At 44.0% G+C, this 26,440-nt stretch carries 22 protein-coding genes; 16 read left to right on the top strand and 6 right to left on the bottom strand.

Translation table 11 applies throughout. The features are described 5' to 3' along the window. Positions 1-45 precede the first annotated feature (45 nt). The 4 genes from argE to QL898_RS07320 all read left to right on the top strand — a co-directional run bounded on the left by argE (position 46) and on the right by QL898_RS07320 (position 4,635). Entirely contained in the window at positions 46-1,332 is a 1,287-nt protein-coding gene (gene argE, locus QL898_RS07305; RefSeq protein WP_290176335.1) for an acetylornithine deacetylase, read from the top strand. 169 nt (positions 1,333-1,501) lie between these two features. Continuing rightward, entirely contained in the window at positions 1,502-2,227 is a 726-nt protein-coding gene (locus QL898_RS07310) for a LysE family translocator (RefSeq protein ID WP_290176336.1), read from the top strand. A 788-nt stretch (positions 2,228-3,015) separates the two neighbouring features. Next, entirely contained in the window at positions 3,016-4,230 is a 1,215-nt protein-coding gene (locus tag QL898_RS07315; RefSeq protein ID WP_290176337.1) for an RtcB family protein, read from the top strand. Between the two features lie 150 nt (positions 4,231-4,380). Continuing rightward, positions 4,381-4,635, top strand: coding sequence for a hypothetical protein (locus QL898_RS07320; protein ID WP_201548149.1), 255 nt, complete (start codon positions 4,381-4,383; stop codon positions 4,633-4,635). Positions 4,636-4,729: 94 nt separating this feature from the next. Here QL898_RS07320 and miaB read toward each other — a convergent pair whose 3' ends face one another. Beyond that, positions 4,730-6,223 carry a tRNA (N6-isopentenyl adenosine(37)-C2)-methylthiotransferase MiaB gene (gene miaB, locus QL898_RS07325; RefSeq protein ID WP_290176338.1) on the bottom strand — a complete coding sequence of 498 codons (1,494 nt, stop codon included), beginning with the start codon at positions 6,221-6,223 and terminating at the stop codon, positions 4,730-4,732. Positions 6,224-6,570: 347 nt separating this feature from the next. Here miaB and QL898_RS07330 point away from each other — a divergent pair, with 347 nt between their 5' ends. The 4 genes from QL898_RS07330 to QL898_RS07345 all read left to right on the top strand — a co-directional run bounded on the left by QL898_RS07330 (position 6,571) and on the right by QL898_RS07345 (position 11,775). Then, entirely contained in the window at positions 6,571-8,703 is a 2,133-nt protein-coding gene (locus tag QL898_RS07330; RefSeq protein WP_290176339.1) for a lytic transglycosylase domain-containing protein, read from the top strand. Between the two features lie 495 nt (positions 8,704-9,198). Beyond that, on the top strand, positions 9,199-9,879 hold the full coding sequence (locus tag QL898_RS07335; RefSeq protein WP_290176340.1) for a hypothetical protein: 681 nt from the start codon (positions 9,199-9,201) through the stop codon (positions 9,877-9,879). A 376-nt stretch (positions 9,880-10,255) separates the two neighbouring features. Then, positions 10,256-11,239 carry a malate dehydrogenase gene (locus QL898_RS07340; protein ID WP_102092813.1) on the top strand — a complete coding sequence of 328 codons (984 nt, stop codon included), beginning with the start codon at positions 10,256-10,258 and terminating at the stop codon, positions 11,237-11,239. Between the two features lie 296 nt (positions 11,240-11,535). Continuing rightward, entirely contained in the window at positions 11,536-11,775 is a 240-nt protein-coding gene (locus QL898_RS07345; protein WP_290176341.1) for a DUF2789 domain-containing protein, read from the top strand. Positions 11,776-11,851: 76 nt separating this feature from the next. Here QL898_RS07345 and ribF read toward each other — a convergent pair whose 3' ends face one another. Further along, positions 11,852-12,919 carry a riboflavin biosynthesis protein RibF gene (gene ribF / locus QL898_RS07350; protein WP_290176342.1) on the bottom strand — a complete coding sequence of 356 codons (1,068 nt, stop codon included), beginning with the start codon at positions 12,917-12,919 and terminating at the stop codon, positions 11,852-11,854. Between the two features lie 125 nt (positions 12,920-13,044). Here ribF and QL898_RS07355 point away from each other — a divergent pair, with 125 nt between their 5' ends. Next, the gene (locus QL898_RS07355; protein WP_290176343.1) at positions 13,045-13,755 is read left to right on the top strand and encodes a GNAT family N-acetyltransferase; all 711 of its coding nucleotides are present in this window, start codon (positions 13,045-13,047) and stop codon (positions 13,753-13,755) included. 11 nt (positions 13,756-13,766) lie between these two features. On the opposite strand, the gene QL898_RS07360 is transcribed toward QL898_RS07355, so the two are convergent. The 4 genes from QL898_RS07360 to ampD form a co-directional block, all read right to left on the bottom strand. Beyond that, on the bottom strand, positions 13,767-14,390 hold the full coding sequence (locus QL898_RS07360; protein ID WP_290176344.1) for a hypothetical protein: 624 nt from the start codon (positions 14,388-14,390) through the stop codon (positions 13,767-13,769). A gap of 129 nt (positions 14,391-14,519) precedes the next feature. Continuing rightward, positions 14,520-16,070, bottom strand: coding sequence for a murein biosynthesis integral membrane protein MurJ (gene murJ / locus QL898_RS07365; RefSeq protein WP_290176345.1), 1,551 nt, complete (start codon positions 16,068-16,070; stop codon positions 14,520-14,522). 142 nt (positions 16,071-16,212) lie between these two features. Further along, entirely contained in the window at positions 16,213-16,731 is a 519-nt protein-coding gene (locus QL898_RS07370) for a hypothetical protein (RefSeq protein WP_179797584.1), read from the bottom strand. A gap of 24 nt (positions 16,732-16,755) precedes the next feature. Beyond that, positions 16,756-17,376 carry a 1,6-anhydro-N-acetylmuramyl-L-alanine amidase AmpD gene (gene ampD / locus QL898_RS07375; RefSeq protein ID WP_290176346.1) on the bottom strand — a complete coding sequence of 207 codons (621 nt, stop codon included), beginning with the start codon at positions 17,374-17,376 and terminating at the stop codon, positions 16,756-16,758. Between the two features lie 151 nt (positions 17,377-17,527). Between ampD and QL898_RS07380 the strand changes: the two genes are divergently transcribed. The 7 genes from QL898_RS07380 to murC all read left to right on the top strand — a co-directional run bounded on the left by QL898_RS07380 (position 17,528) and on the right by murC (position 26,417). Next, a complete protein-coding gene (locus QL898_RS07380) occupies positions 17,528-19,690 on the top strand; it encodes a DUF4105 domain-containing protein (protein ID WP_290176347.1) in 2,163 nt (720 codons plus the stop codon). Positions 19,691-19,791: 101 nt separating this feature from the next. Next, positions 19,792-20,646: an SDR family oxidoreductase gene (locus QL898_RS07385; protein WP_290176348.1), complete on the top strand. Its 855-nt coding sequence runs from the start codon at positions 19,792-19,794 to the stop codon at positions 20,644-20,646. 59 nt (positions 20,647-20,705) lie between these two features. After that, positions 20,706-21,728 (top strand): hypothetical protein, encoded by a 1,023-nt coding sequence (locus QL898_RS07390; protein ID WP_201548744.1) that lies wholly within the window; start codon positions 20,706-20,708, stop codon positions 21,726-21,728. 62 nt (positions 21,729-21,790) lie between these two features. Beyond that, entirely contained in the window at positions 21,791-22,492 is a 702-nt protein-coding gene (pyrE, locus tag QL898_RS07395) for an orotate phosphoribosyltransferase (RefSeq protein WP_201548746.1), read from the top strand. Positions 22,493-22,557: 65 nt separating this feature from the next. Next, positions 22,558-23,529, top strand: coding sequence for a glutathione synthase (gene gshB / locus QL898_RS07400; protein WP_201548748.1), 972 nt, complete (start codon positions 22,558-22,560; stop codon positions 23,527-23,529). A gap of 296 nt (positions 23,530-23,825) precedes the next feature. Next, the gene (gene murG / locus QL898_RS07405; RefSeq protein WP_290176349.1) at positions 23,826-24,911 is read left to right on the top strand and encodes an undecaprenyldiphospho-muramoylpentapeptide beta-N-acetylglucosaminyltransferase; all 1,086 of its coding nucleotides are present in this window, start codon (positions 23,826-23,828) and stop codon (positions 24,909-24,911) included. Positions 24,912-24,977: 66 nt separating this feature from the next. Beyond that, a complete protein-coding gene (gene murC / locus QL898_RS07410) occupies positions 24,978-26,417 on the top strand; it encodes a UDP-N-acetylmuramate--L-alanine ligase (protein ID WP_290176350.1) in 1,440 nt (479 codons plus the stop codon). Positions 26,418-26,440 lie beyond the last annotated feature (23 nt).

Consider the following 26,440-nt stretch of genomic DNA (forward strand, 5'->3'; position numbering starts at 1 on the left):
AGCTCTGACATATCATAGTTCTGAAAATTGTAGTAAGGATATTTTATGATCCAAAATAACAGTAGTAATAGCGACAACGTCATTAATAGCGATAACGTTGACAGTAGCAGCGATGTCCAGCTGAAAAGTGTCGAGCATCCTACTCAAAGTCTTGATTGGTTAACACGTCTCATCGCCTTTGATACAGTTAGTCGCCATTCTAATTTGGCTTTGATTAATGATGTAAAGTCGTACTGTGAGCTGTTGGGTTTGACGGTAGATTTGACCTTTAATGAAGCTAAAACCAAAGCCAACTTGTTTGTGACCGTACCAGCTGGTGAAAATGCTGATATTATCAATAACGGTCTGGTCTTATCTGGTCATACGGATGTGGTGCCAGTCGATGGTCAGGACTGGACATCAGAGCCGTTCACCGCGACGATACGTGGTGACAAGCTATACGGACGCGGTGCGTGTGATATGAAGGGCTTTATCGCTTGTGCGCTTACGGTATTGCCACAAGCCGTGCAGTTATCGAATAGCGGTCAGCTACGTCGTCCATTGCATCTGGCCTTGTCGTTCGATGAAGAGGTTGGTTGTTTGGGTGCGCCATTGATTTTGGCAGACCTAAAAGCACGTGGTATCACGCCTGATTATTGTATCGTCGGTGAGCCCACCAATATGGCGATGGTGGTCGCACATAAAGGTATTGCGGTTTATCGTTGCCGTGTTCATGGCAAATCAGCGCATTCGTCATTGATTGCTCAAGGGGTCAATGCAATCAGCTATGCCAGCAAACTGGTGGGCTATGTAGATACGCTTGCTGAAGAGCTGAGTGCTCGTGATGATAACGATGCGTTGTTTACAGTGCCTTATTCTACCTTATCAGTAGGGACTATACACGGCGGCACAGCTACCAATATTGTACCCAATCTGTGCGAGTTCACCTTTGACTATCGTAACCTGCCGCACATGACGCAAGACGATATACTCGAGCCTATTCAGGTAAAAGTCGCTGAGCTAAATGCTCAAATGCAAGCACGTGCGCCTGAGACGGGCATCGAGCTGATGCAAGAAGAAAGCGTCCCTGCCATGACCGATAGCGATAGCGCTGAGTTACAATCGTTAATCGCTGCGCTGACAGGGGATGACGAGCGTCATAAAGTCGCTTATGCCACAGAAGGCGGACAGTTTACCAATGCAGGTATTCCAACGATCATCTGTGGTCCTGGTAGTATTGAACAAGCGCACAAAGCGGATGAGTATGTCGAACTCATCGAAATCGAACGCTGCGATGCGTTTTTAAAGAAATTGTTAGATAGCTGTACGACTCAGCCGTCCATGCAATCATAATTATTCAGAAGAAGGCATGTATTTTCTTTAATAGTTTTTTCGAGACTTTTTGATATATAGGTATAAGTGACACCGTCTTAATGGCGGTGTTTATTTTTTAGTCGCATATTTGAATCGTATAGCTGTTCGTATTAGAACCATTTATACATGACAAAGTAGGGGTGGGTTGATGTCTTGGCATCTGTTTGCAGTGTTTTTCGCAAGTACTTTTTTTATCTCAGCGACCCCTGGTCCTAATATGCTGCTGGCATTTCAGTACGGCATGAACTATGGCGTCAAACGAACTTTATGGACGCTAGCAGGTCTGAGCCTTGGCTTGTTTGTATTACTGCTATCGACACTACTTGGCTTGGACGTGATCAGTCGCCAGTCACCGTGGCTACTGACCATTATCAAGGCCGTGGGTGCAGTATACTTAATCTATTTGGGTATCAGCTCTTGGCGCGATGCTGGTGACAGTAGCTTGATGAGTGATGCTAAAGAGTTGAGTGCAGAGGTAGCAGCAGACTATGCTGCTACTGATGGATTGCCTACACCACAGCCGCGCTCACTCTCTAGTGCTGCTACTAAAATAGCGCCGAGCAACACGACCTTGTTTCGTACTGGTGTTTGGGTGTCACTATCTAATCCGAAAGCTATCTTGTTCTTTGCGGCCTTTTTCCCTAAATTTATCAATTTCAGTGCGCCACTATGGCCACAATATGTCCTATTGACCATCGGCTTGTTTTTGAGCGAAACGATTTGGCAAATCGTATATACGCTAGGTGGCAAAAAGCTGGCAAGTTGGCTCGATGTAGGTAATCGTTTAGCGTGGCTCAATCGTGGTTGTGGGGTGATATTTATAATTATCGCTGCTGCTTTATTGGTTGAAGTGTTAAATAGTTTTATAGCTTAAAAACTACCGATAAGATTTCAAATTAAAGTGATTAATTAAACACACGTTTATTAAATTATTTTCTATACAAGCCAAATTAATTATTGACTTTAATTTTTAAATCGTTATTATTGGCTCATTGATTTATATCGCTTATCTTTCATAAGCGATAAATCGTTTCAATTAACCTGCTATTGTCGTCCTGACATTAGCCATAACCTATGGAGGAATCATCGTGTCCTATTTAACTACCAAGACATTTTTAAAGATTGAATATGTAAACCACATGACAGCAATGACACCTTCGAAAAGGTTTGGCTAAATTTTTATATAAGCTATTGAGTGATATCCCATCTATCGATATCAACGAGTAGCCTTCTGTATCTACTTGCGCTATCTCTTTTCTAAGTCTACTGTGCTAAATTTGCTCTGCGATTGTGCTAAGCCATATTGCGCCTGCTGTTATCTGTTTACCTAATATTTTTCTTTACCGTTATTGCTAATAAAGCGACTCAGGCTATTGTTTAGCTAAAGCTTTTCTATGCGTATAATATTTACGCTGTGGCCGACGGTGCTGATCTATATTATCTTTCTTTAAAATGTCCATAATAAATTAACCATGAATTTTTATTGATTTTTTAATTAATAAAAAACGGTATTTTATTGTCTTTATTTTATGATTTATTAACCTATGTGCTCATTAAACGTTTTTTTTAATTGAGATGGGTAAGTAATATCTAAAAACTATAATAGTCAAAATAAAAATATTTCGTATGGTTATAAAAATAATAAAATGGAAGTAATAAATAATGAGCATTCAATTAGTATTAAACGAAAATCGTAAACACGGTGTACCCGTCAAGATTTATACCTCGGACGTTGAGCAAGGTGCGATGCAGCAACTACGCAATTTAGCCCAGCTAGAGTTTGTACACTCACACATTGCGGTGATGCCTGATGTGCACGTTGGCAAAGGCGCTACAGTCGGCAGCGTGATTCCGACCAAGTCAGCCATCATTCCTGCCGCAGTTGGGGTAGACATTGGCTGCGGTATGAACGCAGTACGTTTGTCACTGACAGCGAGTGATCTGCCTGATAGCTTACGGTCATTGCGATCGATCGTTGAGCAGCAAGTGCCCGTCGGCTTCAACATGCACAAGCAAATCCAAGCCAAGAACTCAACGCTTGATCCATTGGGTAAACGCCTAAAACCGATTACTGATAAGCATCCCGGCTTGCTCAAAATGCTCAAAGGTTTTGAACGTACGTGGGCAAAGCAGCTTGGCACGCTGGGCGGTGGCAATCATTTCATTGAACTGTGCTTGGATGAAAACAACGATGTCTGGGTGATGCTGCATTCTGGCAGTCGCGGCATCGGTAATTGTATCGGTCAGTACTTTATTAACCTTGCAAAAAAAGAGCGTCAATCACGCTTCGGTCATGTGCCAGATCGAGATTTGTCTTATTTTGCCGAAGGGTCTGATAGCTTTGCTGATTATGTCGAAGCAGTAAGCTGGGCACAGGACTACGCGTTAGAGAACCGCCGCGAGATGATGCGCTTAGTGATTAAGTCACTGCAGTCGCCACAAGCAGGATTGCCACGATTTCAGCTGACCAAAGAAGCCATTAATTGCCATCATAATTATGTCAATGAAGAGGTACATTTCGGTGAGCAGGTCTATGTGACGCGTAAAGGCGCTATCAGTGCTTATGCAGGTGAGCTAGGTATTATCCCAGGCTCTATGGGCGCAAAGTCCTTTATCGTACGTGGTCTGGGCGAGGCTGAATCGTTTTGCTCATGTTCACATGGGGCAGGGCGCCAGATGAGTCGAGGCAAAGCCATGCGAGCGTTCACTATCGATGAGCTAAAGGCGCAGACGGATGGAGTCGAGTGTCGCAAAGACAAAGGCGTCATCGATGAGATACCCGGCGCTTATAAAGACATCGATGAAGTGATGGCCAATCAAGCTGACTTGGTCGAAGTGGTGCATACGCTAAAGCAGGTCATGTGTATTAAAGGCTAGCGAATAAAACCATAGCGAGTCACGACAGTTTCAATCGAGCTAAATGTACTAAGTGTACTATTTGCGCTCGATTTCCTAGTCGTGACCTCACTATGCTGTCATTCGAATATATAAAACAGATTTAGAATTATTGAAAATATAGGTAAAAACATGAGCTTAAAACAAACCTTAAAAAAGGCCAAACAAATTGAACGGCAGTTAGAGCAGCAAGCGCAGTTAGAACGTCAAAATATGACAGGTGCGCAACAGTCGCTAAGTACTGTCAAACCACGCAACTATTTGGCACTAGATCCACTGTTAAGAAAAGGTGGTATTCATGAGAAAGAAGATATCGATATCGTCCGCAAAAAACGTCGCCGCGAGACCAAGCAGCAGTTACGGAAGACAGATTGGTTATCAGAATAGTGGTAGTTAATATTCACGCACAAAAAAGCCGTTCGCTATTATAGTGAACGGCTTTTTTATTCTTATTCAAACTTAACCATTGTTACCTTAACCGCTATGCCAATACTTCGATTAGCTCACCTTTGACCATGTGCGGACTAACGAAATCAGTAATACGCACGCTGACGATTTTACCAAGTAACTCATCCATTTTGTCTTCGTCATAAGGGAACATGACGGTACGAGTGTTATCTGCTGTACCGATTAAGCAATCAGGATGACGATTAGCAACTTGTTCAACCAAGACGCGAGTCGTAGTGCCGACCATTTCATGAGTTTTGGCAAGCGTTGAGTCAATGATGACTTTCTGGAATTCAGCCAAGCGAGCTTTTTTGGTCGTGAAGCTTACATCATCTGGCAACTCAGCGGCTGGCGTGCCTGGACGTTTAGAGTAGATAAAGCTGTAAGAGTGATCGAAGTTCAACTCTTTTGCCAAGTTCAAGGTATCTTGGAAGTCTTGATCAGTTTCACCTGGGAAGCCAATGATAAAGTCGCTCGACAAGTGAATATCTGGACGAATGGCTTTTAGCTTATTAATCTGATTAATATAAACGTCAATCGTATGGTTGCGCTTCATCGCTGCCAAAATAGCGTTTGAGCCACTCTGAACCGGTAGATGTAAGTGCGATACTAGCTCTGGCAATTGTGCGTACGCGTCAATGATATCATCAGTGAACTCTAGCGGATGGCTGGTCGTATAGCGAATACGCTCGACACCATCGACATGCGATACATAGTGTAATAGCTCAGCGAAACGGCAAATGCTGCCATCGTCTTTTTCGCCGCGATAGCCGTTGACGTTTTGACCCAATAGGTTGATTTCACGGATACCTTGAGCGGCAAGGCTGTCAATCTCAGCCAAGACGTCATCAAGTGGACGCGATAATTCTTCACCACGCGTATAAGGCACCACGCAAAATGAGCAATACTTTGAGCAACCTTCCATGATAGAGACAAAGGCTTTGTAGCCTTCTACTCTTGGCTCTGGTAAGAAATCAAACTTTTCGATGCTAGGGAATGACACATCAATCGTACCGATACGATTTTTAGGTGCGATTTCACGTTGTTCGTTTGATTGATCATACAGCTCTGGCAGGCGATGCAAGGTTTGCGGGCCAAATACCATGTCGACATAAGGCGCACGCTTCTGAATATTATCGCCTTCTTGTGAAGCGACACAACCACCGACGCCAATGACGAGGTCAGGGCGTTTTTCTTTTAGTTTGCGCCAGCGACCCAATTCCGAAAAGACTTTTTCTTGCGCTTTTTCGCGGATAGAGCAGGTGTTCATCAGTAGTACATCGGCCTCATCGATATCATGAGTCACTTCCATACCATGTGAGTCGCCTAGCACGTCTAGCATTTTGCCAGAGTCATAGACATTCATCTGACAGCCTTGAGTCGTGACAAAGACCTTTTTTGTCGCTGCTTTTTCGACGGGCGCTTGGGCTGAACTTGCTTCTTTGAGTGCAGTGACAGCACGTGCGGTGACAGTCGTCTCAGCAACAGCATCGTCATCGATGCGGGGATTGAATACAGTAACACTCATAAGGATAAGTCCATGATTGACCAAAAATATAGCGGAGTAGCCGATTAACAGGTGGCGTATTTTATCACAACCCTGTGCCAATGTGAAAAATTAGCACGAGCGATGAGGTATCAATATGATAAATAATTCATAGCAGTATCAATTATTTACTGTCGTTCATATTACTATTCATAAAAACTGCGGCTCGTTATCACTTCTATGTTACACCGTGCTGTCCTATTTATTAACAAAAGGTAAAGGAGATAGTTGAAAGCACAATGAGTATAGTATGATGATTGCTATACCCTTGGCGGTACTTAGCGAACCGTTATTCACATATTTGTAGAGATATCATAAAGAGAGTCAGTATGACAAAGTTGCGTGTTGCGCATAGCATCAAGGATGAAGAGTCTATCAGTCAAAAACACGCGTCAAAGCGAATCACAGTAGGGACGCTACGGCTGAGCGCGTTGAGCGTGGCAACAGCGGTAAGTGCACTTGGTGTGTCACAAGTCGCTTGTGCCGAGTTGACGTGGGGCGATGAGGAAAGCTACCAACAAGAAAGTAACTATCAACAAGATTATCAGCAAGACACCAGTATCGACTCATTTATGGCAGCCGCTATCGCCGCAGATCGCGGTGATGTGAGTGCGCTCTATAGCTATGAGCAAGTCATGAGCGGCGGCTTGTTTGCGATGTATCCGACCTATTGGCGTATGAATCTAGATCTCAATTCACAGAGTTCAGCGGCGGTCTCGCAGTTTGTGCGTCAGTATCCAGATACGGTCATGGCTGAGAAATTAGTGGCTGATTTTGCGGAGACTAAAGCAGGATCGAATGATTATGCCTCGGTTAGACAGGTAGCCAATTTAATTACCAATGCCGATGCCAGTGAGCGCTGTGCCGTTGCGCTTGGGTTTAATAATGGTGGTGACACCATGCGTGCCATGGCAGCCAAATCTGATGTTTGGCTAACCACCAAAAAGCAACCAGCATTATGCGATCAGCTAGCGATGGAGATGAACAACAACGCACTGATTAGTAACCAAGATCGTGCGGCTCGTCTCAAGCGTATGCTACGTAAAGGCAAGACCGGTGATATTATGGCATTGTCCTCACGCCTTGGTACGCCAATTGCTTATTCGGCGCTCAGTGAAATTCAGCTAAATCCGTCTTCTTTCTTTAGCCGTTTTGCTCGTGAGCCTGCCAGTCAAACCAATCAGTATTTGTATCTGTATGCTATTGGCCGTGTGGCTGACAAGTCGTATCGCGAAGCGGCGTTACAATTAGACTTTGATATCAAGCAAGACAATCAGCGCGCGGTCAAATTGTTGAATGACGAAACCCGACGCTATGCTTATCGTACGCTTGGCGTACAGCGTATGAATCACAACACTGATGATGGCTTTAACGCTGAAGCAGTCGATTGGTTCCGCAATAGTTTGGACAATGACTTTAATTTTGAAGAAGCTGAAGACTATGCCATGGCGGCGATTCGCTTCAGTCGTTGGGATGATGTGGTAGAAGCTATCTCAAAAATGGACGGCGAAACGCAAAAAGAAGCTCAGTGGCAGTATTGGCTAGCTCGTGCGTATGAGCAGTCAAGCGATAGTAATAAGCGCAATACGTCTAAGAAAATGTATCAGAACTTAGCAAAAAGTAATGACTACTATGGCCTGATGGCAAAAGATAAAATAGGGCAACGTTTTGATGCTAGCCGTTTAGGCGGTAGTAATTTGCCTAACGTCAGTACAGCTGACCGCGCGCGCGTCATGCAAGATGCTAACTTTGCTCGTGCGTTTGCGTTATATAACTCTGAGGCTAGTCGTGCTTATGCCAACCGCGAGTGGAACTGGGCAGTGAAGCAAGCTCGTGACAATCGTGATGACAATTTGATTATTGCCGCTGCTCGTCAAGCCTATGATATGGGCTGGCTCGATCGAGCGATTTATGCGGTTGATAATACTGATAGAGTGGATAGCTTAGCACTTTCGCATCCAATGCCGCATCAAAGCGCAGTTGTGCGTTATAGTGAGTCAGCAGGTATTGATCCAGCATGGGCGTACGGTATTATGCGTCAAGAAAGCCGTTTTGTATCTTCTGCGCGCTCAAACGTAGGCGCGAGCGGACTGATGCAAGTTATGCCTGATACCGCAAAATATATCGCTCGTAATCTAGGCGAGATGTATAGTGCGAGCCGTGCCAACAGCGGTGATACCAATATTCGTTATGGTACGTGGTATATGGGTGATATCTTGGGCAAACTCAATTATCAACCAGTATTGGCAACCGCAGGCTATAACGCTGGTCCTAATAACGCCAAACGCTGGCAGCCAGTTTATGGTTCGCTCGCCGCAGATCAGTATGTAGAGTCGATTGCATTTCCTGAGACACGTAACTATGTCAAACACGTAATGGAAAACGCCACTATTTATAGCAGTTTGTTGGGTCGTGGTCAGCCGATTAGCCAGCGTATGGGTACGGTGCCAGCTGGATTTTAATCACTGAACTTGTATTTAATAAACCACTAATGATTTATTGTTAGTGGTTTATTTTTATCTGCTGATTTGCTTTGCTAATTGTCAATTGATCAACTCTGATTTGCCAAAGTAGCATTCATTTGGCTAAGGTAAATTTCACAGTCTTTATCCTTCAGTACTTTATTAACATTTATCGAGATTCCTGACGATGTCGTCAACGTTTACGTTTTTGCTATAGATTAAAAAAAACGTTTTGTTACCATTGCCTTAATGGGAAACCCTATTTTTCAGTCTTGTTCTTAGGTCAATGCGTATTTTATGTATCGCGTCTAATGATTTAAGTTATAGCCTATGTCTTATCATTGCTAACTAACTGCCCTCAGTCCTATGATCAAAAAATATTTTAGTCAGTCTACGTCGCCAAAAACCAAATATTCGTTATCTAATCGGATATGCTTTTTATCGAAGGTAAATACAAAGACAGATACAAACGCAAGCAACAAGGCTGCTAACTCTATGGTGCAATTGCGTGCAGGTTTGGCTAGCAAACATAGCGTAGGCAGTAGTAAAGCGACGATGAGCTTCGGCGCTTTACTACTAATACAAGGTGTTGTATTGCTGCCAGTACAGGCGGCTAGCACGGTTAAGACTGGTCAGCGCGTATTGATGATTGAGATGACCCCAGCATTATGTAATATGCAGCCGACGCGGGCACGTATGCGCCAGTGTTTAGAAGGTTATTCATTAACCGTATCTGGTTTAGACATGGGATACGGTGAGCGCTGCGGTCGCGGTAGTGAGCCACGCCTTACACCCCTACAACTAAAAGTCGTTAACCGAATCATGCCTGACACAACGGTACGTAGCCAAACGTGGCAACGTTATGGAGCTTGTAGTCCGCTTAGCGCTAGCAGTTACTTCCGCCAGATTACCAATTATGCAGGTGGGTTGAAATTACCGAATGAGCTAAATACGGGTAATAGTTATACCGTTTCCAAGTCACGGTTTGTCAGTCAAATGACCCGTCTCAATAGTGGTATGTCATCAAACAGTGTAGACCTCATTTGTCAAGAAGGCAGCCGTCGCCAATCGATACTTACTGATATACATGTGTGTTATGAAGGTAGTGACTTTGGTACTTGTCATGACGTTGTAGACAGCTGTGGCAGTAAATTTATCATTTCAGGTGGACGATAGCCTTTATTTAGTTATCTGCTTAAACCTATTTTTTGATACCGTTTTCCATTTCACTTAGCCGAATTTAATGGTGCAAATTGCCCATTTTGACCATTGTATCTACGTATAGCACAGTGAAAATATGCTTAAGTTATCATGTCCTAAAACCCTCTAGCGCTTTATCTATAAGCGCTTAGCCTCTATAAAAATCCTCTCGTATAAAATGTAACAATATAATCCCTGACGGGTCTATGACTGTATCTAGACGGTCACTGCGATGAAGTGCTACACTAGCTCTCGGTTTATACATGCTGCTATGCGGCAAACAAGTCGATATCTAAAATGATAATCGTTCATTAGAGTTATCTAATAATTAATTAGGGAGTATTCAATGTCAATGAAACAGCCTTTACGTGTTGCCGTCACTGGTGCCGCTGGTAATATCAGCTACGCGATGCTATTTCGTATTGCATCTGGCGAGATGCTAGGTAAAGATCAGCCAGTTATTTTGCAATTACTTGAAATTACGCCAGCTCTTGACGCCCTAAAGGGTGTGGTCATGGAACTAGAAGACTGTGCATTCCCATTGTTGGCTGGTATCGTCCAAACTGACGATGCTAACGTCGCATTCAAAGATATCGATTATGCTTTACTGGTTGGTGCACGTCCTCGTGGCCCAGGTATGGAGCGTAAAGATTTGCTAGAAGCCAACGCTGCGATTTTCTCAGCACAAGGTAAAGCATTGAACGAAGTCGCTAGCCGTGATGTAAAAGTATTGGTAGTCGGTAACCCTGCCAACACGAACGCACTTATCGCTCAGCGCAATGCACCAGATCTTGATCCACGCAACTTCACTGCAATGACTCGTCTAGACCATAACCGTGCTATGGCACAGTTGGCTGGCAAGACTGACAGCACTGTAAATGACGTGAAGAAAATGATCATCTGGGGCAACCATTCGTCAACTCAGTATCCAGATCTAACCGCTTGTACAGTAAACGGTAAGCCTGCTCTAGATTTAGTTGATCGCGAATGGTACGAAGCAACTTATATCCCAGAAGTACAACAGCGCGGTGCTGCAATCATTAAAGCTCGCGGTGCATCATCTGCGGCTTCTGCTGCCAACGCTGCTATCGCACATATGCGTACGTGGGCACTAGGTACTGATGAGAACGATTGGGTATCTATGGGCGTTTACTCAAACGGCGAATACGGTATTGCTGAAGGTTTGATCTACTCATTCCCATGCACATGCGCTAACGGCGACTGGTCTATCGTAGACGGCGTTGATGTATCATCAGATTTCTCTAAAGAGAAAATGGCTGCCACCGAGCAAGAGCTTAGTGAAGAGCGTGATGCAGTAGCACATTTACTACCGTAAATCTAAGCTGTTATGCAGTAAGCTATGATGTAAGTAGCAAAGATAAGTAGTATAAAAAAGCCCTCTGAAATATGAGGGCTTTTTTTTATGTCTATAAGAAATAGGCAAATGAGAGCAATTTAGCTTATTGCCTTAAACTGGTAAAAGTGATTTACCGTTAATACAATTGATAACGTTAGATAAACGTTGATTAACAGCTATTAAAGTAAAGCTTGCTACAATGAATATGTCAATTTGAATAATAAGCACATTAAACAATAAGTACGACCATATTCGTACCATTTAAGGAGAAAATTATGTTGGGTGAACCAGAATATAGTATGAATGAGTTATTTGCTCAGTTAGGTCTAGACAGCTCTGATGAAGCAATCGATAATTTTATCGCAGAAAACCAACTAGCTAGCGAAGAAAAACTGACAGAGGCTAGCATTTGGACGGATAATCAGCGTATGTTCTTGCAAGAAGAATGGCAAAAAGATGCAGCATGGGTAGAAACTATCGACGAGCTAAATGTCCGTTTGCATCCTAATGCATAGATATTTATAGACATAAAAAACCCCGCGATAGTCTTAATATCGCGAGGTTTTTTTATGTCTGGAGTAACCCTAAACATCAAATTTTCTTTTCGCGCCACTCAAGTAAATCAGCGACGTCTTGATGAATACCCGCTTTTAATGCTTCTATTCCATCATAGCGACGCTCACCATGCAAAAAGTGCAGGAAACGTACGTGTAAGTTCAGTCCGTATAAATCAGCTTGCAACTGCGGAAAGTGGACTTCTAGTCGCCAGTCATCACCTTTATCAACAGAAGGTCTTTTGCCAATATTAGCCGTGCCAAACAAACTATGCGGACGCAAGCCGGCAACACCTTTATGACCGTCGGTGGCAAGCTCAGTCAAACCATCAGCGATCACATTACCATCATCATCTAAGCTCACCACGTCGACTGCAAAAATACCATGCAGGGCAGGCTTTATACGTTGCAAATCGATATTTGCGGTAGGGAAGTCTATTGTTCGACCTATCTGGTTGCCACGCACAACCATTCCCGTGATTGCATAGTCACGACCAAGTAACCTGTTGGCCGCCTGAAGATCACCTGCCAATAGTAAATCACGAACCCGAGTAGAGCTAATACGGGCAGCGTCGTTATCGATAGTATCAACACTGTCGCTATCAGTACTACTATCAGTGACCGTATGCAAGTTGGTCACATCCAAGCCATAACCACGCAAAAACTGACTGTCGCCAGTACGGTCATGGCCGAAGCGGAAGTCATCACCTAGCACCAATGCTTTGACGTTCAAACGCTTGGCTAATATATCGGCAAATGCTTGTGCTGATAGCGAGCGAAACTCTGTATCAAAACCTGCTACGATCAACGTCTCAACGCCATATTCTGCTAGCAGAGCTTGCTTCTCTGCCAGATTGGTCAGGCGCGCAGGCGCTTTAGCAGGTGCAAAAAATTCGCGTGGCTGCGGCTCAAATATCATGACCGCTGCACCCAAATCTTGGGTATGCGCAATTTCACGAACTTGGGCTAGCATGGCTTGGTGACCAAGGTGCACACCGTCGAAATTGCCGATAGTGAGCACGCAAGATGCCAACTCTACTGGGACAGTGTCCGTAGATGAGGTGTGTGGCGATGAAATCAGTTGCTCAAGAAAATAGGTTTTCATAAGTTTTCAGCTATGATTAGACCAAATAAAAAACGAAAAAACACATCTATGCTTAAAGTTGATGTGTCTAAAACCAGCCATTATAAAGTAAAATAGCCACACTAACATCCTATAGTCTACGTGTAATGCAAGTATGGCACGTAGGGTGGCTATTCTTTATTGCCAATGATGCTAATACCGATCCTAACAACAATCTCAACAACGATGGAGATCTTATGTCTGCTGCTGCCTTAAATACTATACCAACCGAACTATTGACATATCAGCTCACCGATCAGTTCGTTGTGCAGCGTGCAAATAAAGAAGATTTAGCAGAAGTCTTAGCCATTTATAATCAAAGCATACCGGGCAAACAAGCAACAGCCAATCTTGCATTGGTTACGGTAGAGGAGCGTGCTGCTTGGTTTAATGAACATTTGGATAGCGTAACCAGACCGATATATGTGGTCAAAGAGCAACCATCAGATAATGTAGAGCAAACAAAGGCGCCGATAGTCGCATGGGGTAGCTTTAGCGATTTGTACGCGCGTACGGCCTATCACATCAGTACCGAGATTAGTATTTATCTAAATCAAGATTATCAGGGCAAAGGGTTAGGCAGTTTACTGACCCGTTGGATGTTGACACAAGCACCAAGCTTGGGTATTCGAAATATCATCGCTCTTGTCTTTGCTCATAATCATCCGAGCTTAGGATTATTTCGTAAGCTTGGCTTTGAGCAATGGGGTTATATGCCAGAAGTTTGCGATATGGAAGGGTTTATCGCTGATGTTGTGATGCTGGGTAAATCAGTGACATCAGACGATATCTCAGATAAAACGCCTGAAACAATTTAACTTAAAACGCTCTAACCTAAAATCTTCCATTGACCTTCTATCTTCTGTAGCTGGTAGGTCAGTGGTGCAGGTTCGCTCTGTCCTTTTAGCATCAGCTCGCCAGTGATGGTGGCACGAGTTTTGTCATCATTGTATTTGGTATCAGTAATCGTAACGCCATCCACCGTTTGTTGAAACGCAGACTGAGTATTGGCAAGCTCTTCTTCAAAGTTTGCCATATCAACTTGGTAATATGACGCCGCATCCTTCACGTCACCATAATATAAGCTGTTTAGGGCTTGCTTGACAGTATCCTCTGGCGTACCGGCTTGAGTTGGATTGGTCACTAGGCTTTTCTGTTTAGTCTCATCAGTAACTGGATTAATATTGTCACTATCAATCGCTGTCTTATCTTCAGTGCCATCTGTAATTTCGCCTGTTTCGCTAGCAATTTCATCGGCCATCGCTTGGTCAGTCGTATCATTGTCTAATGTGACGTCTTCTGAGGTATCAACAGTCGCTGCCACATCTTCATTATCGGTAGCAGTTTCAGCCGACTCATTATTGCTACAACCGCTAATAAGTAATCCAGTGCTGAGTACACCAGTTGCTAACAGAATTGGTAAGCGCTGGAAGATTAGCTGTTTCGTTGTCATATTAAACCTCAAATGTCATTTATTCATTAGTGATCTATTATGACAATTATCAGCAGCGTGCATTGTCATTTCTCATGACAGGCTTGTTTTGGTTTCGTAAGCCCGTTATGGATTTACTTTTACTTTATCCTAACCGTGCTTTAGCTGACGCGGACGGAACCCTGTCGCTAGTAATACCACACCGTAAACCAGCGCTCCGACGGCACACATAATAATCAGCGCGACGATACGCTGCCACTGAGCCTCATCGGTAGGAAAGTAAGGTAGCATAAAATAAAGCACGCCAATCATAGAGCCAGTTGAGATAGAAAACTGCGTAAATAGCTTTTTCCAATGCGGACCGAAACGGAAAATATCACGCTTATGTAAGAAGTAATATAGCAAGCCTGCGTTTACAAAAGCCGCGCCAGTCGTAGCCAATGCCAGACCACCATGTAGCGGTATCTCTAAGAAATAGAATATCCCGATAAAAATAACACTAAAGATCATATTGGCGACGACAGAGATGATGCCGATTTTGACAGGGGTTCTGGTATCTTGACGCGCAAAAAACGCTGGGGCAAAGATCTTGATGAGCATAAATCCTAAGATACCACCTGCCATACTACGTAGGGCCAGTGAGCTCATCTGAGCATCACGTAAGGTAAACTCACCACGTAAAAATAGTGCTTGCATTAATACATCTGCCAGTACAAATAGGGCAGCCGAGGCAGGCACACCGACTAAGATAATAAGACGTGCTGCCCAGTCGATGGTCTTTTTGAAACTAACGTCGTCTTTTTGAGCTTCACTTTTTGATAGGCTTGGTAATATGACGGTACCAATTGCCACACCAATCAGACCCAATGGTAGCTCGCTCATACGTTCAGCTGCATAGAGCCAAGAGACTGAACCGCCAATCATTAATGAGGCAAAGATAGTGTTCAACAGTAAATTTATCTGAGTGACAGAGACACCAAAGATAGCAGGTAGCATCAATTTTAAAATTTGACGAACACCTTCGTGCTGAAAATCAATCTTTGGTGCGACAAGCAGCTTTTGTTGCCAGAGCTGCGGTAGTTGAATCAAAAACTGTAGCAAACCTGCGATAGCAACGGCATAGCCGAGTGCCATAATAGGCGTATCAAACATCGGCGCAAAAATAAGTGCGCCACCAATCATACATAGGTTCAATAACACTGGTGCAAAAGCGGGTGCTGCAAAACGACCGTAGCTTTGCAGAATACCACTCGCAAAGGCTGTCATAGAGATGAATAGCAAATACGGAAAGGTAAGACGCAGTAATTCAGCAGTGATGGCAAACTTATTGGGTTGATCGGCAAACCCAGGGGCAAACAACGTTACCACCCAGGGTGCGATTAAGATAACCACCACTGTCAGCATCGATAATACTAGCAATAATGCACCCGAGGTTCGACTGACTAAAATCTGTACTTGTTGCAAGCTGTACTTTTCTTTGTATTCGGACAGTACTGGCACGAAAGCTTGGCTAAACGCGCCTTCTGCAAACAATCGTCGTAAGAAGTTTGGGATTTTGAAGGCGACCAAAAAGGCATCCATCAAACCACCTGCACCAAAAACCCCTAGCAATACAACATCACGTACCAAACCTAAAATACGCGATAACATGGTCATACTGCTGACCACCATGGTTGAACGAAATAACCGACTTTTTGCCATGAGAACCTATCTTGCCAAGTTGTATATTGAGTTATGTGCCGATGTGATATGGATGAAAAACTGACGAATTATATCACTTTCACCATTGAGATAAATGGATTGAGTGTGGAATATGATATGTGGAAAACTGAGACTTCTTACCTTAGATCGTTTTATAAATTTCGTTTAGTATTTGAAATAACTGAGCCCGCTTATCAATCATAGATTCTCTATAGCTAGCTGCGTCATTTTCATCAAAAGGCATATCTAAAGATGCTACTCTTTTTCTGAAGGCTATCACTGTTTCACCATATAATCTTAGTGAAACTGAAGCTTCGCTATAACCAAATAGCAATAATAAGGATTCTGCTGTAGTCAATTCACTAAAGCTATTGAATAGATCATGTTGAGCATCTAATAAAATGTTTGATTTGGGAACAGAGCTATCTAGTATTAACCTTCTACGCCAATCAGAATATAGTGACCAATACCTTAAAGCAACGTTATTGAAAGTTTCTACTTTTTCTGCGACTTCTTTTAGCATCTCAAATTCACGTGCAACTTTAGCTTTCTTTTGATCGTTACGATGTTGAGTTGTAGACAGAACAAAAGTAATAATGCCTGTTATAAGTGCACCCAAGCCAATCTTAACTGCTGAATCAACTACCTCAATCCAAGTCATAAATTCTCCAGACAGTAATTCATATTAGACCACTTCCTGCTTTAATAAGTTCGAGATACTCTCACGCAACCTTGCCCATTCAAAATAATCACCAGGGTCAGTCTTACGCCCAGGCGCGATATCGCTATGGCCTGTCAAGTGGCGACGTGTTTTGGGATAAGTCTTATAGATGGCGGCAATTACTTTGGCTAGCTGCTCATATTGAGCAGAGGTGAAGGACACAAAATCCGACCCTTCAAGCTCGATGCCAATGCTATAATCATTACATTCAGGTCGACCCAAGTAGCTAGACCGCCCAGCATGCCACGCCCGTTCGTTGAAATTGACAAACTGAGTGATAGCGCCATCACGTTCGATAAACAGGTGCGCTGATACTTCTGCACCTTTGATTGTTTGAAAATAAGGATGGTTATCCCAGTCTAATTGATTGGTAAATAATGCTTTTACATAATGTCTGCCACTAGTGTCGCAGGCGCCAAATTCATTCGGTGGTAGGCTGATATTGTGTACGACGATGGCGTCAATACTTAAACCTTTTGGCCTTACATTGTAATTGGGTGAGGCCAGCCAAGTGGCTGCCGATAGTAGACCATCTTTGATAGTCATTGGCGACGTAGATGATGAGTTTGGTGATAATACGGGCATAATGCTCTCTTTTTATACTAGTATTGATAATGGTGCGATAGACAATCTATCTAAATAGCTAAACGATAGCGGGCTATGTGTTCGACTTTTTGACCCAGCAACTTTAATAACGCTGATAGCGTATGAATAATAACGTGCGAGATTTTACCTCATGTCTATAAAACTGACGTCCATACCTATCGATTGTACGCTAATGACCATTGACCTGCGAGCACGTCTGCCATTGGCTATAGCAGGGCTGTTACTCTCGGCTCAAACACAGGCATTTTTACCAATGCCGCTGTCTGTCCTTGAATCAGATGTATTGTCACCTGACGCATCTAGCTTAGCACCTACTAGCACAGCACCTACTTATTCTAATTCAGATGCATTATTTGAGTCGGGTAGCATCAGTAGTGCTGAACCTAACATTCAAAAGAGTACTTTATCTGAATCAAGCTTAGCGACAGAACAGCTGCTATTGACATGGCGGCAGCAAGTAAAAGCAGACAAGTTGGCACAGCATACAACATGGCGACGCTTGTTGTATTTTTACGATGATAAAAACAGTGTATTGGGTAAAAAGAAAACCGAGAGTTTGGTTGATGATCCGAGATTTTTTCTAAGTAAGAATGGTCAACGAGATTCAGGTGCAGAGTTGGATGCGATGCTCGTAGCACTTGCACAAGAGTTGGTGACATCATCAGCGACTGATAATGACCAAGCCCAAACTGATACCAGTAATAATTCTGTCTTATGTCGTTTTCCAGCGCGAGTGGCATGGTTGACAGAGGTGCTAGCGATCGATGCTGCAAGTCTATCTGTTGAATGTCCAGAATTGGATGAGTGGATGTCGACATTAGCGCCTGAGCAGCTATCTATCATGTTTGCGCAGGAATATTTGGACAATCCGCTCTCTGCATTTGCTCATACGTTGCTACGCATTGACTCAAAAGCAAGCATCGCCGATCCAAATCAAATCGATAAGGCTTATGCGCTGAACTATACGGTAGACGGTGATCCAAACGACAGTTTTCCAGTCTATGCTACCAAGTCAATGATTGGTAGCTACAACAGCGCTATCGAAATTGATCCTTATCCAGAGATGCTAGCGAAATACCTGCAAGATGATGAACGTGATACGTGGACATATCAGTTGAGTCTGACGCCAGCGGAAGTGCAGCAGATTATGCGTCACGTTTGGGAAACCAAAGCATTAAAGATGCCGTATTACTTTACCACGGACAATTGTGCTTCTGAGATTCTGCGTCTTATTGATGTGGTCCGTCCGCAGCAAAACTTACTGAGCCAATTGTCTTACGCCGTCGTGCCTTCTGATGTGATTCAACTATTAAATGATGAGCAGTTGCTGGCAAGTACGCTTTATACGCCTGCTGATAATACCGTACGTCAATCTCAGCTCAATGATAAAAAACAACAGCGCACGCAGTTGGGCTATCATAATAGCGCTAAACAAACCGTGAATGAGATTAAGTCTGCGCAGCTCAACCCTGTATCTAGCATGTCAGCTGATGGGCAAACACTACTCAAGCGTCAAATCGACGTATCGGATAATAATCCGATAGACAGGCATCCGCTACAATTGGGCACCATAGGTATAGGGCAGCGTGGTGACGATGACTATATGGATATTGGGTTTCGAGCGGGGTTTCATGATACGCTTGACCACGCCTCAGGGTATCCACAATTCTTTAACTTAGAAGGGCTGGCTGCGACATTACGACTGTATGACACAGATGATAATAAGGCCAATCAGCCAGACAGTGTGGTCTTGCAAAATGTCACTTTGATTCGAGGCCGCTCTTTTAATCCAGTCAATGCTGCCAAAAAAGGCAATACTTGGGGCGCCAGTATCGAGGCGACGCGAGTAAACGATGGATCGCAAGAGGAAGGTACGGATCATTTGGTCGGTAGTGTGGGTTACGAAAAAGGCTGGTCATGGGCATTTGGTACACCCGCCGCAGGTACTGGTGAGATGCCGCCGCAACTGTGCTATACGTTTTTGGCAGGTACAGGGCAAGTAGGACGAGGTATCAATAAAGGTTTTCGTCTAGGCGCAGGCATCAATGCTGGCTGCCGTTATCAGATTAACAATCAGTTACGCGCGCAAGCTGAATTGCAATTGCCATATTGGTATCATGGCAATAACGATGAAACCAACGTCCGTGGGCATTATTGGCAACCAATCTCAAGCTTAGGGCTGCAATACGACATTGATAAAAAACAAGCACTACGTATCAATGCTAATTACGAATGGCAAGATCGTATCGATGCCAATGATGATATACAGCTATCGTACAGACGGTATTTTTAGGCACTGATTTAGCCGTTGATTTAGACATTAATTTAAACAAAATGGCTTCTAAGCGCTGTAATGGTTGGATAAAGGAAGTTGTATAAAGGAAAACATGCTTTATGAGTACGCAAAATTTACTAATTATCGGACAAGGTGATATCGGCCTACCGGTTGCCAATAAACTTGCTCAAGATGGCTATTGTGTGACTGGGCTTGCTCGTAGTAAGCGCCACCATTATGATTTAGTAGATAGTGCCGATTTTTTGCAGGCTGATGCGTTGACCTTGTCGGCCGAGCAGCTACAAGCATTTACTCATATTGCGATTATCGTCACCCCTGACGAGTACTCGACCAGCGGTTATCACGACAGTTATCTAGCGATTAGTCAGCATTTAGCAACGCTTGCTCCACAGCTTACCAAACTTGAGCGTGTGGTATTTATTTCTTCTACTGGTGTCTATGGTCAGGATAATGGCGAATGGATTGATGAGCATACTGCACCTGTCACGCCAGCGCGCGCTGCGTCAAAGGTCATATTGCAAGCAGAACAAGCACTGCAACAAGGTTTTGGTGATAAAGCCATTATTATTCGCCCCAGTGGTATCTACGGTCGCGAGCGCTTAATGCGACTACGCAAGGCTCGTGAGTCAAATAAAGATCCAGTGCCAGCTGAGCATTGGAGCAATCGCATTATGGATCGCGACTTGGTCAATATCATTGCCAAAGTGTTGACGATAGAAACACCAAAGTCTGTCTATCTAGCGACAGACTATCGACCTGTTACTACGTTTGAGCTAGGGGTTTGGCTTAGTGAGCAGGTTGGTGAGACACCTCCTACTATTGATAATACAAAAACCTCAGTGACAGGAAAACGCTTGCACAGCAACATTCCGTTAGCTTGGCTTGATTATGCTGATTGGCAGATAGGCTACCGAGATATTTTAAATCATCAAGAGTTAAGTCCTAAAGAGTAAAATAGCCCTTGATGCAATCGTTTTTATTTGTTTCATATTTTATAGTTTATGGAGATTTCATGTCCCAGCCTTCTACTTCTGATGACCGTTTGTCTCATGCTAATCTGGCAACAGAGGGTGGGCAGCTAGCAGAAGGTAATGTCCGAAAAAAGGCTGAGCAATCGTCTATATTAGCTGATTCGCAGCAACCTGCGATCGTACATCCTAACTTTGATCCCAAACAATCTCCTCTTGACCCTGCCAGACCATTAAGTGATATACCTGAGCCTGCTCGTCGCCTAAATGGTCAACTGCGCAGGCTTTATGGTAACTCTACGCGGTTCTATCAGCCCAATGCAGACAGCTTATCGAAATGGTCGCTGATTGCTTCAGAGGCACTGGCTGAGCATTTATCATTGCTGAATGCAGCACAGCTTATTGAATTACCGGATAGCTTTTATCAAAATCATAGTGAGCAGCCACTAATATCGACATTATCGGATATGACGTTGTTAGATATGTCAGATATTCAACAGGCGATTCGCGCTTATCCAAAACTGAACCGTTATGGGTTTTTGCCTACTGATAGCGCTACAGGGGTTGAGTCAAACAACGATTCAGATAATGACAGCAAGGCTGAGAAGCCTGCATTATCTATGCGCGCATTGACCAAACGCTATAATCCTGATGAGCTACTCAACAGTCTGTATGCCGACGATTGGCAAGTGATATTACAACCGCAGCAGTTTGAGACAGGCGAGGGTAGTTTGGCCACGGATATCATGGCATGTAGTGTAGCTGTCCATGCGCTAAAGCAGTGTAGTAGCCGTAAAAGTATCAACCATAGTTATAGCGCAGCAGACATATGTCAGCATGTGCGTAGCTATTTGCTCAGTCAGATCGTTTGTGAGCCATCGCAGCGCCACGCATATCGTCAGATTCGACTATTTGCTGGTCATATTATTGTTGCCGCTTATCATTTGGGCTGGGAGATACAGGTCCGAGCAGATGGACAGAGCTATTTTAATATCTCGTCGCGTAGTGGTTTGCTGACTCGCTATGCCAATATGCAGGATTATGAGATCAATGGTTGGTCAAGCTGATCAATAATGCGTACAATAATGCAAATTTTTTGCCCCCTCTTTTTGCTGATAGGAATGTCATAATGTCTCATGTAACACGCCCTCAAGACCCTACATTTTCATCTCATCAATTTATTCAACTGGCTCTAGACAACCAAGTGCTCAAATTCGGTGAGTTTGTCCTAAAGTCTGGTCGTATCAGTCCGTACTTTTTTAATGCAGGCTTGCTTGCAACTGGTGAGATGTTGTCACTGCTAGCACGTGGTTATGCAGATGCCTTAGCTGAACAAATGAGTGCAAATAATGGCGAGAATGAGCAGGAGCTGGTCATTTTTGGTGCGGCTTACAAAGGTATTCCTTTTGTCGCAGCGACAGCGCAAGCGTTATGGCTACATCATGGTATTAATGCCAAATGGGGTTATAACCGTAAAGAGGCTAAAACTCACGGCGAAGGCGGCAATTTGGTAGGTGCTGATGTAACTGGCAAGGCCGTTTGGGTGCTTGACGATGTCATTACAGCAGGTACAGCCATGCGCGAAGTAGTGGAGATTTTAGAGCAAGCAGGCGCAAGTGTTGCTGGTATTATCGTTGCACTCGATCGTAAAGAAAAAGGTCAAGCCGAGCATTCTGCTATTCAAGAGCTTGCCGCGACACTAGAAGTACCTGTACGTGCATTGGTCGATATCGATGATTTGATCAGTTATTTGGCCGATGAAAATAGTCAATATAAAGACGCGACCCAGTTAGCCAAAATGCAACACTATCGTGAGCAGTACGGCGTATAGTTGGGCACGAATGTTATTTAATAAGTTTGTTTCATATCAACAATATAACGTAAGTGAGTCTTATCATGAGCCAAAAAAAACAAGAAAAATCGCTAAAAATACTCGTTATTATGGATCCTATCGAGCGGGTCAATTATAAAAAAGACACCAGTCTCGCTATGATGTGGGCCGCTCAAGACCGTGGCCATCAGCTTGGTTATTGTCAGATTCATGACTTGTGGTTGGACCGTGGTCAGTTGATGGTCGATACGCAGCCATTGACGGTAAAGCGTGATCCTGCAGATTTCTATACGTTGGGTGATAAAAGCACAGGGCCAGTCGGCGACTATGACGTAATTTTGATGCGCAAAGATCCACCGTTCGATATGCGCTTTATTTATGCTACTTATATGCTTGACCATGCCAAAGCAGCAGGCTTGCTCGTGGTCAATGATCCACAAGCGATTCGCGACTGCAATGAGAAGTTGTTTGCGACGTGGTTCAGTGATTATATGAGCCCAACGATTGTGACCAGCAAACAAGCACATATTCGTAAGTTCATCGCTGAACAACAGGATGTAATCGTCAAGCCACTAGATGGTATGGGCGGCACTGGCATCTTCCGTTTAACCGCTGATAGCCCAAACATCGGAGTGACGTTAGAGATACTGACTGAGCTTGAGACTTTGCCCATCATGGCGCAGCGTTATTTGCCGGAGATTAAAGAAGGCGACAAACGCGTGTTGATCGTCGATGGTGTCGTGGTAGATTATAGTTTGGCTCGTATTCCAACCAAAGGCGAGACCCGCGGGAATCTAGCAGCTGGTGGTAACGGTGTTGCCATGCCATTGACTGATATCGAACGCCAAGTAGCAGAAGTTGTGGCGCCAATCGTTAAAGAAAAAGGTCTAATGTTCGTTGGTCTAGACTTAATTGGTGGGCGTATCACTGAGATTAACGTTACTAGCCCAACGTGCGTACGTGAGATTGATGACCAATGTGGTACAGATATCGCAACCGACTTTATCATGGCGATTGAGAATAAATTTACGGCGTAGCTTTCGCTATGTTCAGGAACGTTTTGAGTTTAAGAATATTTTGACTACGTAAAACACATATTTTGAGGTATTGTTAGTCATTTATTTTTCTTACCGTTTATTAGTATTACACGACGCCAAGCTATGACCGATCATGGCTTGGATTTTTGTTATTTTTGCTGCATAAAGTACTGTATATAAGACAATAATTTCCTCTATACTATGCGGGCTTTGGCTAGGTCATTATTTTTCATAATTGTTACCGCCGCAGTGAGATAAACCCTTCATATAAATAAAGTAAAGATAGGCAGGCGTTCATGAAAACACCGCATATATTGATGATGGCAGCTGGTACGGGCGGGCATGTTTTTCCAGCGCTTGCAGTGAGCGACGAGTTAACCCAACGCGGTGCAGTGATTCATTGGTTAGGAACGCCAAATGGTATGGAAAACGGTTTGGTTGAGCCGACAGGTTATCCTTTTCATGCTATTAATATGCAAGGGCTTCGTGGCAAAGGCGTTGGTCGACTATTAAAGTTACCAATGACTCTGCTATCCGCGACGATGGCTGCCGTAAAAGTGATTCGTAGTAATCAGATTGACGTGGTCGTTGGGTTCGGCGGTTATGTGAGTGCACCTGGCGGTATCGCTGCACGTATGACTAACACCCCGTTGATTATCCATGAGCAAAATGCCATCGCTGGCATGAGCAACCGCTACTTATCTAAACTGTCGACCAAGACATTACAAGCGTTCGAGAATACCTTTGCCAATAGTCAGCAAGATGCCAAGCTTGAGACAGTGGGCAATCCTGTGCGTAATGCCATTACTGGTGTCGCAGAGCCAACGGTACGCTACGATGTAAATGACAGTTCACCGCTTAAACTGTTGGTAGTCGGCGGTTCACTTGGTGCTCAGGTATTAAATGATACAGTACCAAAAGCATTAGCATTACTAGATCAGCCGTTTGAAGTCCTACACCAGTGCGGACGCAATAATGAAGCAGTCACGCAAGCGGCTTATAGCGAACAAGAATTAAACAACCATCAGTTTACTGTACAGCCCTTTATCAATGACATGGCTGCAGCTTATAACTGGGCAGATATCATCGTTTGCCGCGCAGGTGCGTTGACCGTGACCGAGATTCAAAACGTCGGCATCGCCGCTATTTTTGTACCGTTACCGCATGCAGTGGATGACCATCAGACGGCCAATGCACGCACGCTGACCTCGCATGATGCTGCAATTCTATTACCGCAGTCAGAGCTAACTGCCAAGAGTCTAAGTGACGAGCTTAGCGTACTCAATCGAGAGAAGTGCTTAACGATGGCAAAAAAAGGCCATGCATTGGCCAACCGTAGTGCGAGTAAGCAAGTTGCTGATATCATTTGGCAAGCGCTATAGTCTGTCGTTTATACCCCTTATTTGAATTTACTAAGTTTTATTGACCTTTAATAAAGAGAGATCCTTATGCCTACCTCTGCGAAAGCTCTACCTAAGCGTTTGATTGAAATACCAGAAATGCGCCGTATTCAGCATTTGCATTTCATCGGTATTGGTGGCTCAGGCATGTGCGGTATCGCTGAGGTGATGAACAATCAAGGCTATCAAGTCAGTGGTTCTGACATCGCAGAAAGCTTAGTGACTAAGCGTTTACAGCAAATCGGTATTGAAATATCGATTGGTCATGACTCCAAAAACATTGCCAATGCTGACGTTATCGTTGTCTCATCAGCGATTGATCGTAGCAACCCTGAGGTAAAAGCAGCACTTGAAGCTCGTCTGCCAGTAGTACGCCGCGCCGATATGCTTGGTGAGCTAATGCGCTATCGTCACGGTATCGCAGTTGCTGGCGCGCATGGCAAAACGACGACGACCAGTTTGCTAACCACAATGATGGCAGAAGGACAGCTAGATCCTACCTATGTCATCGGCGGTAAGTTAAATGCGTCAGGCAAAAATGCAGCATTGGGTAGCAGCCGTTTCTTGGTAGCAGAGGCTGATGAGTCTGATGCATCATTCTTGTCATTGCATCCGATGGCCGCGATTGTGACCAACATCGACCAAGACCATATGGAAACCTACGAAAACAGCTTTGATAAATTAAAAGCCGCTTATATCCAGTTTCTACAAAATATGCCGTTTTACGGTTTAGCAGTGGTTTGCGGTGATGACCCTGAGTTGTATGCAATGATCGATGATATCGGTCGTCCAGTATTGACCTTTGGTCTTGAGCCGTTCAATGACGTACAGGCTGTAGACTTGGTGACAGAGGGAACCAAAACTCACTTTACCGTATTACGCCGTGACCATGAGCCATTACGCCTGACGTTGAACATTCCTGGTACACATAATGTCTATAACGCTCTTGCTGCTATTACAATGGCGACCGATGAAGGCGTTGATGATGCAGCAATTGAGCGCGCCCTGCAAAAATTTGAAGGCGTGGGTCGTCGTTTTGAGCAGCATGCTTCTGTCGATATCGATGATGGTAATGTCTTATTGATTGATGATTATGGTCATCATCCAAAAGAAGTCGATGCGACCATCAAAGCCGCTCGTCAAAGCTTCCCTGATCGTCGTTTGGTGATGCTATTTCAGCCGCATCGTTATAGCCGTACCCGTGATTGCTACGATGATTTTGTAGAAGTTCTATCGAGTGTTGATGAGCTATTATTATTAGATGTTTATTCAGCAGGGGAGAGTCCGATTATGGGCGCTGATACCAAGTCACTAGCGCGCAGTATCCGTTTGCGCGGTGAAGTTGAACCGACTATTATTGATAAAGACAATCTAGCCCCTGTTATGCAGCGTTTGTTAAAAGCCAACGATATGCTGATTACCCAAGGCGCTGGTAATGTCGGGCAGATTGCTATCGATTTGGCTGCCAATAACCTTTATATTAAGTAAGCTAAAATTTAGGGACGATCCTC

Origin of the sequence: Psychrobacter sp. APC 3279 (assembly GCF_030407795.1) — a bacterium.
GTDB lineage: Bacteria > Pseudomonadota > Gammaproteobacteria > Pseudomonadales > Moraxellaceae > Psychrobacter.